Origin of the sequence: Kitasatospora sp. NPDC018619 (assembly GCF_044391605.1) — a bacterium.
Classification (GTDB): Bacteria; Actinomycetota; Actinomycetes; order Streptomycetales; family Streptomycetaceae; genus Kitasatospora.
In genome coordinates, this window is sequence record NZ_JBISAI010000004.1 from 264,804 (window position 1) to 277,235 (window position 12,432).

General features: G+C 74.5%; 12 protein-coding genes. 7 read left to right on the top strand and 5 right to left on the bottom strand.

What is annotated here, in order from left to right:
* Positions 1–49: 49 nt before the first annotated feature.
* The gene (locus ACH5AR_RS08390) at positions 50–487 is read left to right on the top strand and encodes an SRPBCC domain-containing protein (protein ID WP_396300571.1); all 438 of its coding nucleotides are present in this window, start codon (positions 50–52) and stop codon (positions 485–487) included.
* A 55-nt stretch (positions 488–542) separates the two neighbouring features.
* Here the strand turns inward: ACH5AR_RS08390 and ACH5AR_RS08395 are convergent, their stop codons facing one another.
* Positions 543–938, bottom strand: coding sequence for a VOC family protein (locus ACH5AR_RS08395; RefSeq protein ID WP_396300572.1), 396 nt, complete (start codon positions 936–938; stop codon positions 543–545).
* A gap of 443 nt (positions 939–1,381) precedes the next feature.
* Between ACH5AR_RS08395 and ACH5AR_RS08400 the strand changes: the two genes are divergently transcribed.
* A complete protein-coding gene (locus tag ACH5AR_RS08400; protein WP_396300573.1) occupies positions 1,382–1,867 on the top strand; it encodes an aldo/keto reductase in 486 nt (161 codons plus the stop codon).
* A gap of 73 nt (positions 1,868–1,940) precedes the next feature.
* Here ACH5AR_RS08400 and ACH5AR_RS08405 read toward each other — a convergent pair whose 3' ends face one another.
* The 3 genes from ACH5AR_RS08405 to ACH5AR_RS08415 form a co-directional block, all read right to left on the bottom strand.
* On the bottom strand, positions 1,941–2,915 hold the full coding sequence (locus ACH5AR_RS08405; RefSeq protein ID WP_396300574.1) for a hypothetical protein: 975 nt from the start codon (positions 2,913–2,915) through the stop codon (positions 1,941–1,943).
* A 248-nt stretch (positions 2,916–3,163) separates the two neighbouring features.
* A complete protein-coding gene (locus ACH5AR_RS08410; protein ID WP_396300575.1) occupies positions 3,164–4,594 on the bottom strand; it encodes a metallophosphoesterase in 1,431 nt (476 codons plus the stop codon).
* A gap of 172 nt (positions 4,595–4,766) precedes the next feature.
* Complete coding sequence (locus ACH5AR_RS08415; RefSeq protein WP_355262119.1) at positions 4,767–5,924, bottom strand: LacI family DNA-binding transcriptional regulator; 1,158 nt, start codon at positions 5,922–5,924, stop codon at positions 4,767–4,769.
* Between the two features lie 341 nt (positions 5,925–6,265).
* Here ACH5AR_RS08415 and hisC point away from each other — a divergent pair, with 341 nt between their 5' ends.
* The 5 genes from hisC (at position 6,266) to ACH5AR_RS08440 (ending at position 11,776) form a co-directional block, all read left to right on the top strand.
* A complete protein-coding gene (gene hisC, locus ACH5AR_RS08420; protein ID WP_396300576.1) occupies positions 6,266–7,345 on the top strand; it encodes a histidinol-phosphate transaminase in 1,080 nt (359 codons plus the stop codon).
* A 362-nt stretch (positions 7,346–7,707) separates the two neighbouring features.
* Complete coding sequence (locus ACH5AR_RS08425; protein WP_396300577.1) at positions 7,708–9,102, top strand: efflux RND transporter periplasmic adaptor subunit; 1,395 nt, start codon at positions 7,708–7,710, stop codon at positions 9,100–9,102.
* 8 nt (positions 9,103–9,110) lie between these two features.
* On the top strand, positions 9,111–9,935 hold the full coding sequence (locus ACH5AR_RS08430) for an ABC transporter ATP-binding protein (protein WP_396300578.1): 825 nt from the start codon (positions 9,111–9,113) through the stop codon (positions 9,933–9,935).
* Positions 9,932–11,143: an ABC transporter permease gene (locus ACH5AR_RS08435; protein WP_396300579.1), complete on the top strand. Its 1,212-nt coding sequence runs from the start codon at positions 9,932–9,934 to the stop codon at positions 11,141–11,143. Before ACH5AR_RS08430 ends, ACH5AR_RS08435 begins: the two co-directional genes overlap by 4 nt.
* A 12-nt stretch (positions 11,144–11,155) precedes the next feature.
* A complete protein-coding gene (locus tag ACH5AR_RS08440) occupies positions 11,156–11,776 on the top strand; it encodes a hypothetical protein (protein WP_396300580.1) in 621 nt (206 codons plus the stop codon).
* A gap of 89 nt (positions 11,777–11,865) precedes the next feature.
* On the opposite strand, the gene ACH5AR_RS08445 is transcribed toward ACH5AR_RS08440, so the two are convergent.
* The gene (locus tag ACH5AR_RS08445; RefSeq protein WP_396300581.1) at positions 11,866–12,300 is read right to left on the bottom strand and encodes a VOC family protein; all 435 of its coding nucleotides are present in this window, start codon (positions 12,298–12,300) and stop codon (positions 11,866–11,868) included.
* Positions 12,301–12,432: the final 132 nt, after the last annotated feature.

Consider the following 12,432-nt stretch of genomic DNA (forward strand, 5'->3'; position numbering starts at 1 on the left):
CGGTCTACCCCTGTGCAAGCGATCACGCGACCACGCAGGAGAGACCGAGATGACCGAGAACCTGGGCGAGCTGACCATCACCCGCGAGCTGCCGGGGACGCCCGCCGCGGCGTTCGAGGCGTACTTCGAGCCGGAGCAGTTCGTGCGCTTCTGGGGGCCGGTCGGCACCCACGTGCCGGTGGAGACGGTGACGATCGAGGCGAAGCAGGGCGGGCGCTACGACAGCACCATGGTGATCGACGCGACCGGTGAGCGGTACCCGCTGAAGGCGGAGATCACCGAGTTCCGGGCGGGGGAGTCCTTCGCGCTGCTGGAGGAGGGCACCGGGATGCGGTCCAGCCTCACCTTCACCGAGCTCGGCGAGGGGCGCACCCAGGTGGTGCTGCACCAGGTCGACGTGCCGGAGATGTTCCGTGGGCCGGAGGCCGAGGCGGGGCTGAACTCCAGCTTCGACCGGCTGGTCGAGCACCTCGCCGGGCGGGCCTGACCGGTGCGGGGGGCGTAAGGGGGCTGCCGGGCCCGGGCCCGGGCCCGGCAGCCGCTCAGTCCTCGGGGGCCTCGGCGTCCTCGGGGTACCAGCGGAGCTCGACCGTGTTGCCGTCCGGGTCCCGGACGTAGACGGAGGTCGCGGTGCCGCGGGCGCCGAAGCGGGGGACGGGGCCTTCGAGGACGGTGAAGGTGCCGGCGTCGATGACCTCCTGCCAGTCGAGGGGCTCGACGGTGAGGCAGATGTGGTCGACGTTGGACTCGTGCCGGGGGCCGTGGACCAGGTCGATGATGGTCTCGGGGGTGATCCGCACGGACGGGAACGACACCCGGCCGGCCCGCCACTCCTCGACCCGTACGGGGGTCAGGCCCAGCAGGCCCGAGTAGAAGGCGAGCGAGCGCTCGACGTCGGCGACGTTGAGGACGAGGTGGTCGAAGGCCTTGACGCGCATGGGGACCGGCTCCGTTCCGGGGCTGGGGACGACTGCTGGGACGACGGCCGGGACGACGGCCGCGGGGCGACTGCTGCGGACGGTCTCCACAATGCTCCAGGCCGCGGGCGTGATCAATACCCGGCAGCCCTACGGTCGCCCGGGTCCGCCCCGGGGCACGCCGGCGGGCCGGGTGCCGTCAGGAGGTCGCGCGCAGGCGGGGTGCCGGGGCGCTGAGCAGGCGGTCGAGGTGGGAGGCGGTCGCGGCGTCGGCCGGGAGCAGGACGAGGAGCTGCTGGGAGTCCTCGGGGAACTCCAGGGTCGCGCGGTGGAAGCGGAGTTCGGGCCCGTCCGGGTGGCGCAGGCGCAGCGGGCCGCGGCGGGGGACGAGGTGGTTGCCGAGCCGGCGGGTGAACTCGGGGCCGGCGAGCGGGGCGACGTCGGTACGTCGGCGTCTCCTCGATGTGGCCTGGCTGTTCGCCCGGCTGCGGCACGCCGCGGCCGTGGCGGGCGGCCCGCGGTTCGTGTCGATGCGGCACCAGTACAGCCTGGTGCAGCGGCAGGAGGAGCGGGAGATGTTCCCGTTCCTGGCCGACCAGGGGGTGGCCGGCCTGGTCTGGTGCCCGCCGGCCTCGGGCCGGCTGGCCCGGCCGTACGGGCGGCAGACCGTCCGCTCGGCCGGGGACCCGGTGGCCGGACGGTTCTTAGCGGACGTCGACCGCCCGATCGTGGAAGCCGTCCAGCGCGTCGCCGAGGCCCGGGGCGTGCCGATGACGCAGGTCGCGCCGGCCTGGGTGCTGCGCAATCCGGTGGTGGCCGGCCCGGTCGTGGGCGCCGCCCGCCCGGGCCACCTGGACGACGCGGCGGCCGCCCTGGGCCTGCGGCTCACCGACGCCGAGGCGGCGGCCCTGGAGGCCCCGTACACGCCGCGCCTGCCCACCGGCTTCTGAGCCGCGCGGCCGGTGCGGGGACGGCCGGGGTGGGACATCCGGCGCGGGGACGGCCGGCGCGGGGACGGCCGGCTCAGCCGACGTCGTCGGGGCCGGTGAAGTCGGGTGAGGTGTATCCGGGTCGGGTGGGGGTGGCGGGGTGGGGGAGGTGGGGGTGGAGTTCGGTGTGGTCGACGTCGTCGGGGCCGGTGAAGTCGGGTGAGGTGTACCCGGGGCCGGTGAAGCCGGGCGGGGTGGGGGCGGAGGAGTGCGGAGCCCGGCCCCCGGGGCCGGTCGGTCCGTCGGCCCCCGGGCTGGTGAAGGCGGGCGGGCTGTAGCCGGGGCCGGTGAAGTCGGGCGGGGTGAAGTCCGGGCTGGTGGCGTCGGGGCCGTCGTGCTCGGCCCGGGCGGCGGCCGTACCCGGCACCGGCGGCAGTGCCGCGAGCAGGTACGGGACGAGGCCGTGCTCGCGCAGTGCGGCGCGCCACTCGCCGTGGGCGTCGCCCAGTTCGGCGGCGAGCTCCGGGTCGGTGCCGGCCGGCGTCGCGGCGGCGCCGTCGCGCAGGGCGGTGAGCAGCAGGCCGACGAGGCCGATGGCCATCGCGGCGACCCCGGCGGCGAGCGCCACCCAGCCGGCCGTGACGAGGGAGCGGGCCAGCGCGACGTCCGGGCCGACGGCGCGCAGCAGGTAGCCGACCAGCAGCAGGAACAGCGCGGCGGCCCAGGCCAGGATCGGGGTGAGCACGGTGAGGACGGGGAACAGCCCGGCGCCGCTGCCGCCCCCGGTGCGCAGCTGGGCGAGCAGCCCGGGGTTCGCGGGCTCGCCGCCGGGCGGCGGCGGGGGCGTGCTGTGCAGGCTGTCGCGCAGCCGGGTGTAGTGGGTGTACTCGGTGGCGGCCGCGGCGTTGACCCGGTCGGCGTCGCGCAGGGCGCGCAGGCGCAGCTCGGCGGTGGTGAGCGCGCCGGGTGCGCGCAGGGCGGCGAGGACGGTGCGGTCGCGCAGGGCTTCCGCGAGGAGCCGCTCGTACTCGGGGCGGTCCTCGGCGAGCAGGGGCGGGGGGTTGGACATGGGGACCCCGTTCGTGCGGACCCCGATCGCTGCGCCCCGGGGGCGCGCGGCCCTCAGGGCGCCGAAACGGGCGCGGAGGCGGGCCGCCGGACGGGCGGCCGGGTGTGGTGTGCCTCATGGTAGGGGCGGCCGCGCCCGGGCTGACAGTCGGTTTCCGGAATTTCGCGCCCCCGGACGCGCGCGTGCGACGGCCCGGGCGCCGGGAACAACTGTTCCCCGTGCGCGGGTGGTTGGAAGCCGACGGCCGGTCAGTCGATGGGCAGCCGGGCGACCAGCAGCCGCCCCTCCATGGTGACGCCGCCGTCCATCGCCACCGCGAGGTCGTCCGCGTACACGTACGGCCCGGGGATGTGCGGCGGCTGGCCGTCGTCGTTGTGCACTGCGCCGGTGAGGTACGGGATGGGGCTGTGTCCGTGCACGATCCGGCTGCCGCCGTAGGTGTCCAGCAGCTCGTGCACGGCCATCGGGCCGGCGTCGCCGCGGAAGGCGAACCGCTTGGTGAAGCGGCGGAAGCAGTCCCACCAGTCGTCCACGCTGCCGTCGGCGAGCAGGCCGTGCACGGCGTCGTTGACGTCGGGGATGGACTCGCCGTACTCCAGGTACGCGGTGGTGTCGGAGTGCAGCAGCAGGTGGCCGTCCTCCAGCGCGATCGCGGGCAGCCGGGAGAGCCAGCTGATGTGGTGCGCCTCCAGCCGGTCCAGGTCGCTCTGCTGGCCGCCGTTGAGCCGCCAGGCGGCGAGGAAGGAGGCGGTGCCGGCGGTGGACTGGACGGGCTCGTCGCCGTACTTGGCGGCGCCGAGGAAGAGCAGTTCGTGGTTGCCCATGAGGGCGCGGCAGTAGCCGCCGGCCGCGGCGGCCTCGGCGGCCAGCTGCATGACCAGGTCGATGACGCCGATGCCGTCGGGGCCGCGGTCGGTGAAGTCGCCGAGGAACCAGATGCGGGCGCGGCCGGCCGACCAGTGGCCCTCGGCGTCGATCAGGCCCTGGCCGTGCAGCGCGGCGCGCAGCTCCTCCAGGTAGCCGTGCACGTCGCCGACCACGTAGACCGGGCCGGGGGGCTCGCCGGGGCCGGGGGCCGGGTACGGGTAGGTCGGCGCGGCGGGGTCGGGCAGCGGCGGGCCGAGCTCGATGGTCGGCGGGTCGTCGCGGCCGTCGAGCCGCAGCGCCGGGGAGGGCTGGTCGGGCAGGGTTGGCTCGTAGCCGCCCTGCTCCTGGCCGTCGTAGCCGCCCTGCTCCTGACTCCCGGCGTAGCCGGCGGCGTCCTCGTACCCGGAGGCTTCGTCGTACCCGCCCGCGTCCTCGTACCCGCCCGCGTCCTCGTACCCGGCACCGTCCTCGTACCCGGTGCCCTCCTCGTAGCCGCCCTGCGCCTGGTGCCCCTGGTGTCCCTGGTGCCCCTGCTCCGAGAAGGCGGGGCCGTGGTCCAGGCCGATGCCCTGGGCGTGCACGGTGTGGCCCTGGCCGTCGGCGGGCCAGTGCTGTTCCAGGTAGCGGGCTCCGCCGTAGCCGCTGTAGGTCTCCCCGTCGTAGGCCTCGCCGCCGTCGTAGGGGGCGGCGGGGTAGCCGGTGGCGGGGTCGGGTTCGTAATAGGTGCCGTACGGCAGCACATCGAGGTCCGGCTGGTGGCGGAGGCCTGAGTGGGGGTGCTCAGGCCCGGGGAAGCGGTCCTCGGGAGTCATTCGCCCATCATAGGAAGACCACTCTCCCGGCGTCGTCACCTGGTGGGTATCCAATCCTCCGGAGCGTCAGCCGGGCGGTCCCACAAGGTCCGTTTTGTCCCGGCTCGGTACGGTCTCGTCAGCTCCGGCCGGGCACCGCTTCCCGGCCTCGGGGCTGCTGCGGCGAGGTGGTCTACACCTCGCCCGGGGGCCGGGGCGGGCTCACGGTGGTGCGCGGGCTCCGGCGCTGCGAGGAGGCGCGGACGATCAGCTCGGTCGGCATCAGGGTGCCCGGGGGCGGCCCGGTGCCGGCGGTGCGGAAGCGGGGCGGGAACAGCCGGGCGATGTCCACGCCCGTCCCGGAGTCCACTCCCTCGATCGCGTCGATGAGCAGGTTGACCACGGTGGTGCCGATCTTGCGCGGCTTGAGCGAGAGCGTGGTGATCGGCGGCTCGGTGGCGGCGTACACGTCGCTCTCGCTGCAGCAGACCAGCAGCAGGTCGTCCGGCACCCGCAGGCCGTAGCGGCGGGCGGCGGCCAGCAGGTCGGTGCCGTTGGGGTCGAAGAGCCCGTAGACGGCGTCCGGCCGGTCGGGGCGGGCGAGCAGCCGGTCGGCGGCGACGGCGCCGGCGGCCGGGTCGTGCGCCGGGTAGGTCTCGTACACCGGCTCCTGCCCGACCTTGGCGCACCAGCCGAGGTAGGCCTCGGTGGAGAGCCGGGTGTAGGTGTCGGTGCTGGTGCCGGTGAGCAGGCCGATCCGGCGGGCGCCGGCCTCGGAGAGGTGGTCGAGGATGCCGAGCACGGCGGCCTCGTGGTCGTTGTCGACCCAGGCGGTGACCGGGCAGTTGCCGGGCTTGCCGTCGCTGACCACCGGCACGCCGGACCGGTACAGCTCGCTCACCAGGGGGTCCTGGTCGGGCGGGTCGATCACCACGGTGCCGTCCAGGGCGATGTTGCCCCAGACGTCGTGGCGGGAGGAGGCGGGCAGCACCACCAGCGCGTAGCCGCGGCCCAGGGCGGCGCTGGTGGCGGCCCGGGCCATCTCGGCGAAGTACGCGAACTCGGTGAAGGTGAACGGCTCTTCACCGTAGGTCGTGACGGTCAGCCCGATCAGGCCGGACCGTCCGGTGCGCAGGGTGCGGGCGGCCGCGGAGGGGCGGTAGCCGAGGCGCTCGGCGACCTCGCGCACCCGGCTGCGGGTCTCGTCGGGCAGGCGGCCCTTCCCGTTCAGCGCATCGGAGACAGTGGTGATCGACACTCCGGCGGCTGCTGCCACATCCCGGATGCCGGCCCGCTCCAGACGCCGTGAGGTGGTGGGACGCCGACCGCTCTGGTTGGCTGCTGCTGTCATGGCGGACCGATCGTATGGCTCCTGACAAGGGTCTGTGACCGGCGCATCGGGAGCCTGCGGAGATACGTTTCTCCATGAGTGAGCCGGGGTGCGCCCCTTCGATACCCGCCTGAAAGCAGGCCTCTTACCTCTGACATGTGCCAAAGGAACGGGGCAGAATGGCTGATCTGCGCCTGTAGCCCGACCGGGCATCTCACTCCTACGGGTGAGGGCGGTCGGTATCGTGCAAGGCACCCGACCGGGTTGGTCCGGGCGCGTCACGAGGTCCGGGCACGGAGGCGAACCCGTCCGTGGCGGGCGAGCGCACCGGAGAGTTCCGCAACTGGAAACGGAGTACGACCGTGAGCAGTGGTACGTCAGCGCAGGGCCCGCGGCTGCGGCCGACCCTCGACGGCATCCCCGCGTACAAGCCCGGCAAGCCGGCCGGCGCCGACGCCTACAAGCTGTCCTCGAACGAGAACCCCTACGAGCCGCTGCCCGGCGTGCTGGAGACCGCGGTCAAGGCGGCCGGCTCGTTCAACCGCTACCCGGACATGGGCGTCACCGAGCTGACCTCGGTGCTCGCCGAGCGCTTCGGGGTGCCCGTCGAGCACATCGCCACCGGCACCGGCTCGGTCGGCATCGCCCAGTCGCTGGTGCTCGTCACGGCCGGCCCGGGCGACGAGGTGGTCTTCGCCTGGCGCTCCTTCGAGGCGTACCCGATCGTCGCCACGGTCGCCGGGGCCACGCCCGTCCCGGTGCCGCTCAAGCCGAACGGCGACCACGACCTGGACGCGATGCTCGCCGCCGTCACCCCGAACACCCGGCTGGTCTTCGTCTGCAACCCCAACAACCCCACCGGCAACGTGATCCACCGCGCCGAGCTGGAGCGCTTCCTGGACGCCGTCCCGAGCGACGTCCTGGTCGTGGTGGACGAGGCCTACATCGAGTTCATCCGCGACCCCGAGGTGCCCAACGGCATCGACCTCTACCGGGACCGCCCGAACGTCTGCGTGCTGCGCACCTTCTCCAAGGCGTACGGCCTGGCGGGCCTGCGGGTCGGCTTCGCGATCGCGCACGAGCCGGTCGCGGCCGCGCTGCGCAAGGTCGCCACCCCGTTCGGCGTGAGCCGGCTCGCCCAGGACGCGGCCGTCGCCTCGCTGCGCTCCGAGGAGGCGCTGCTGGAGCGGGTGGAGGCGCTGGTCGCGGAGCGCACCCGGGTGGTGGCCGGGCTGCGCGCCCAGGGCTGGGAGATCCCGGACTCGCAGGCCAACTTCGTCTGGCTGTGGCTCGGTGAGCGCTCGGCGGAGTTCGCCGCCGCGTGCGCCGAGGCCGGCGTGGTCGTGCGGCCGTTCCCGGAGGGCGTGCGGGTGTCGATCGGCGAGGCCGAGGGCAACTCGATCTTCCTGTCGGTGGCGGAGGCCTTCCGCAAGTCGCTCTGACGTCCTGCTCCGCGGGTGATCGCAGGGGCGTGCCGGTCCTCCGGTGCGCCCCTGCGGCGTTCCGCGCACCTGTGTCGGCCGGAGTCCGCGCACCCGCGCCGCTCCTTCGGCGCGGCGCCCCCGCGCCGCACTTCCCGCGCCGCACTTCCCGCGCCGCCGTCTGAGAACGCCCTCGGAACGTCCTGCCGGATGCCTGGAGATCGCTGGGAGCCCGCTGGGAGTTCGGCCAACGGCCGCCCACGGGGCGGCCAAGGCGCCCGCGCGGGAGGGGTGTTCTGCCCGCAATGCCCGGATCCGGCCGGTCAGTCTTCTCCCAGTCCGCGCCCAGGGCGACGCAAGAGCTCCCCGGGAAGCTGTCCGGCATGAAGGTGCTCCCACGGCGGCGAGGCGCCGTCCTCGTCAACTCCGCGCTCGGCGCGGCCCTGCTGGGCGGCGCGGCCCTGGTGTACGCCACGGTCAACGGCAGCTCCGGCCCGGCCGCCGCCAGGCCCGCGGCCCGTACCGCGACGGTGTCCAAGGGGACCGTCCTGGCCACCGTGTCCGGAACCGGCACCCTGGTCTCACCGACCGACGCCGCCCAGGACTTCGCCACCGGCGGCCGGCTCACCGAGGTCAAGGTCGCGGTCGGGGACGTGGTGAAGAAGGGCCAGGTGCTCGCCACCGTCGACACCACGGCCGCCCAGCAGCAGGTGGACGCGGCCCAGGCGGCCCTCACCACGGCCCAGGCCAACCTGGCCAAGGCCCAGGCCGGGGTCACCACCACGACCACCGAGCCGCTGCCGGGCGCCGCCTCCGCCGGCACCCCCGCCACCTCCGCCACCTCCGGCGCCGGGGCGGGCGGCGGAGCCGGCGGCCGCGGGGCGGGCGGGAGCAGTACGCCCGCCCCGCAGACCACCACCGTCACCACCACCAAGGTCGACGAGGCGGCGGTGGCCCAGGCCCAGCAGCAGGTCACCACCGCGCAGACCACCCTCGCCAACGCCCAGGCGGCGCTGGCCGGGACCACCCTGACCGCCTCGGTGGACGGCACCGTCGCCTCCGTCTCCGGCAAGGTCGGCGACACCGTCGGGGCCACCGGATCCGGCGCCTCCGCCAGCGGCAAGTCCACCGGCACGTCCGCGAGTCCGACGGCCGCCCCGAGCGGCTTCATCGTGCTCACCAACCCGACCGGGATGCAGGTCACCGCCAACTTCTCCGAGCTCGACTCGCTCAAGCTGAAGAAGGGCGAGGCGGCCACCGTCACCCTGAACGCCCAGTCCGACACCAAGCTCAACGCGACCGTGCTGTCGGTCAGTTCGCTGCCCAGCGGCGGTGGCAGCGGCTCCGGCGGCGCGGCCGGCTCCGCCGCCGTCCAGTACGCGGCCACCCTCCAGCTCTCCGGGGACACCAGCGCGCTGCGCACCGGCCTCAGCGCCACCGTCCAGGTGATCACCGGCGAGGCCGACCACGCGCTCTCGCTGCCCACCTCCGCCCTGTCCGGCACCGGCACCTCGCGCACCGCGACCCTGCTGCGGTCGGACGGCGCCACCGAGCGGGTCACCGTCGGGGTCGGGGTCGAGGGCGACAGCACCGTGCAGGTGGTCTCCGGACTGAAGGAGGGCGACACGGTCGAGATCCCCACCACCAGCGGCGGCAACGGTTTCCCGAACGCCTCCTTCCCGGGCCTCGGTGGCAACCGGAACGGCGGCGGCGCCGGCGGCGGGGTCTTCCCGGGCACCGGCACCGGCGGCGGCGCCGGGCGCGGCGGCAGGGGCTGAGACGGCTCATGCGCCACGTCATCGACAAGCGCGTCCCCGCGCACCCCGTCCCGGTGATCCGGATCCGCCGGCTCACCAAGGCGTACGGGCACGGCGACGCCACCGTGCACGCACTGCGCGGCCCCTGCGACCCGGAGACCGGCGGGCCGCAGGGCGTCAGCCTGGACATCGAACAGGGCGACTACGTCGCCGTGATGGGCAGCTCCGGCTCCGGCAAGTCCACCCTGATGAACATCCTCGGCTGCCTGGACGTCCCGACCTCCGGCCGCTACCTGCTGGACGGCACCGACGTCGGCCACCTCGACGAGCAGCAGCTCGCCCTGGTCCGCAACCGCAAGATCGGTTTCGTCTTCCAGTCCTTCAACCTGGTGCCCCGCACCACCGCCCTGGCCCAGGTCGAGCTGCCGCTCGCCTACGCGGGCGTGCGCACCGCCGAGCGGCGCCGCCGGGCGCTGGCCGCGCTGTCGCTCGTCGGGCTCGCCGAGCGCTCCGGCCACAAGCCCAACGAGCTCTCCGGCGGCCAGCAGCAGCGCGTCGCGGTGGCCCGGGCGCTGGTGACGGCGCCCGCGATGCTGCTCGCCGACGAGCCGACCGGCAACCTCGACAGCCGCTCGACGCAGGAGGTGCTGGCCCTGATCGACGGGCTCAACGCCACCGGCCGCACGGTCGTGCTGATCACCCACGAGGACGAGGTCGCGCGGCACGCCAAGCGGGTGCTGCGGCTGGTTGACGGGCAGATCGTGAGCGACCTGCGGCAGGCCCCGGTGGAGGGCCCGCCGCCCTTCCTGGAGGCGGCGGACGCGGGGACAGCGGTCGCGGAGGTGCCGGCGTGATCCTCTGGCAGACGCTCCGCTTCGCGGTCGGCGGCCTGGCCGCCAACAAGGTGCGCTCGGCGCTCACCATGCTCGGGGTGCTGATCGGTGTGGCCTCGGTGATCCTGCTGCTGGCGGTCGGCAACGGCTCCTCGGTGGCGGTCAAGGAGTCGATCACCTCGCTCGGCACCAACTCCCTCACCGTCAGCGCCGGTTCGGCGAACGGCGGCACCCGAGCCACCTCCGCCGTCAAGAAGCTCACGGTCGCCGACGCCAAGGCGCTGGCGAGCGACCCGGACGCCGGGGCGATCCGGTCCGTCGCCCCGGTGGTCACCACCAGCGGGACGGCCCTGTACGGGAACGTCTCGTACAGCCCGGGCTCGATCGTCGGCACCTACCCGTCGTACTTCGAGACCGCCAACCAGAAGGTCGCCCGCGGCGAGTACTTCACCGACGACGACGTGCTCGCCTCGCGCAAGGTCGCGGTGCTCGGCGCGACGACGGCCAGGCAGCTCTTCGACACCGAGGACCCGGTCGGCCGGTCGGTCGTCCTCGGCGGCACGCCGTTCACCGTGGTCGGGGTGCTCCGGGCGAAGGGCGGCAGCGGCTTCACCGACCCGGACGACGTGGTGATCGCCCCGCTGCCGACGGTGCAGAACGCCTTCACCGGCTTCGGTTCCGTCAACCAGATCCTGGTGCAGGCCTCGTCCGCGGACACCACCGCCCAGGCCCAGTCCGAGATCACCCGCGTCCTGCTCGGGACGCACGCGATCGCCGACCCGGCGAAGGCGGACTTCCGGATCACCAGCCAGTCCTCGCTGCTCACGGCGAGGGAGAGCACCACGAAGACCTTCACCGTGCTGCTCGGCGCGGTGGCGGCGATCTCGTTGCTGGTCGGGGGGATCGGGATCACCAACATCATGCTGGTGACGGTCACCGAGCGGACCCGCGAGATCGGCATCCGCAAGGCGCTCGGCGCACCGCGCGCGGTGATCCTCGGGCAGTTCCTCACCGAGTCGACCCTGCTGTCGGTGATCGGCGCCGGGCTGGGCGTGGCGGCCGGGATCGCCGGCTCACACGTCAGCATCGTCGGCATCCGCCCGGTGGTGATCCCCGCGTCGGTGCTCGGCGCCTTCGCCATCGCCGTCGCCATCGGGCTGTTCTTCGGCAGCTACCCCGCCAACCGGGCCGCCTCGCTGCGGCCGATCGACGCCCTCCGGCACGAGTAGGACTCCACTGTCATGAGCAAAGAGATCGCGACGGTCGCCACGACCGAGGCCGCTACCCCGGCCGAGCAGCTCGCCCTCCTCGCCACCGCGCCGGACGCCCGGGACGTGCGCGCCGAACTGGCCGCGCCGCCCCGGCGGAAGCTGCCCTGGCTCAGCCTGGTGCTGGCGGGCGGCGTGATCGCCACGGGGGCGTTCTCGGGAGGGGTCTGGTACCAGCAGGACCACGGGTCCACGGGGAGCGGGAAGTCCTCCGCCCGGCCGGCCGTGGCCGCGCCGACCGGCGGCTACGGGCAGGGCGGCTCCCGCCGAGGGGGCCAGGGCCAGCCGGGCCAGGGCGGCCAGGGCCAGGCCGGCTTCGCCCGGGGCACCGTCAAAGCCGTCGACGGCACCACGGTGTACCTGACGGACAGCAACGGCAACACCGTCAAGGTCACCACCGGCGACGCGACGAAGGTCCAGCTCAACAGGGAGGGCAAGGTCGGGGACCTCCAGCCCGGCCAGAGCGTGACCGTCGTCGGCACCCCCGACGCCGACGGCGGCTACACCGCGGGCCAGCTCGTCGAGGGCGGCGCGGCGGCGGGCGGCTTCGGCGGCGCCGGTGGCGGCGCCCCCAGGAACCCGTCCGGCGGCTGACCCGGAACCGCCGGACGACCGCGAGGCCCTCGCCCGGCTACCGGGCGAGGGCCTCCGCACGCTCGCCGGGCGCCTCCGGGCGGGGGCCGTCAGTCGAGGCAGAACTCGTTGCCCTCGACGTCCTGCATCCCGAGGCACGACTCGTTCTCCTCGTCGGCGACCAGCAGCTCCCCCCGGGTCGCGCCCAGCGCGACCAGCCGGGCGCACTCGGCCTCCAGGGCCGCCACGCGCTCCGCGCCCACCAGGCCGGTGCCCGCCCGCACGTCGAGGTGCAGCCGGTTCTTGACCACCTTGCCCTCGGGAACGCGCTGGAAGTACATGCGCGGGCCGGCCCCCGTCGGGTCGCTGGCGGCGAACCACGAGTCGCGCTTCTCGGCCGGCAGCGAGCGCTGGTAGTCCTCCCAGGTGTCGAACCCCTCGGGCACGGACGGCGGGACGTACCCCAGGGCCGCGCACCAGAAGCGGCCGACGCGCTCGGGCGAGGCGCAGTCGAAGGTGACCTGGAACTTCTTGACCGGTGTCATCGGGCCACCCTAGCCATCACGAGGAGCCCGCGCCGCTCGATTTCCCCCGTGGACCCGCAGGTCGGCGGGGGGTGGGTCCAGCCCCACCCGATCGTGGGGCCGGGCCCATACCCGGCCGCCCGTCCGCTGCGT

Bases quoted from the DNA above. Each gene is read 5' to 3' on its own strand.
- ACH5AR_RS08425 (WP_396300577.1), top strand. From the start codon at position 7,708: ATGAAGGTGCTCCCACGGCGGCGAGGCGCCGTCCTCGTCAACTCCGCG.
- ACH5AR_RS08415 (WP_355262119.1), bottom strand. From the start codon at position 5,924: ATGACAGCAGCAGCCAACCAGAGCGGTCGGCGTCCCACCACCTCACGG.
- ACH5AR_RS08440 (WP_396300580.1), top strand. From the start codon at position 11,156: ATGAGCAAAGAGATCGCGACGGTCGCCACGACCGAGGCCGCTACCCCG.
- ACH5AR_RS08405 (WP_396300574.1), bottom strand. From the start codon at position 2,915: ATGTCCAACCCCCCGCCCCTGCTCGCCGAGGACCGCCCCGAGTACGAG.
- ACH5AR_RS08390 (WP_396300571.1), top strand. From the start codon at position 50: ATGACCGAGAACCTGGGCGAGCTGACCATCACCCGCGAGCTGCCGGGG.
- ACH5AR_RS08395 (WP_396300572.1), bottom strand. From the start codon at position 938: ATGCGCGTCAAGGCCTTCGACCACCTCGTCCTCAACGTCGCCGACGTC.
- ACH5AR_RS08430 (WP_396300578.1), top strand. From the start codon at position 9,111: ATGCGCCACGTCATCGACAAGCGCGTCCCCGCGCACCCCGTCCCGGTG.
- ACH5AR_RS08445 (WP_396300581.1), bottom strand. From the start codon at position 12,300: ATGACACCGGTCAAGAAGTTCCAGGTCACCTTCGACTGCGCCTCGCCC.
- ACH5AR_RS08410 (WP_396300575.1), bottom strand. From the start codon at position 4,594: ATGACTCCCGAGGACCGCTTCCCCGGGCCTGAGCACCCCCACTCAGGC.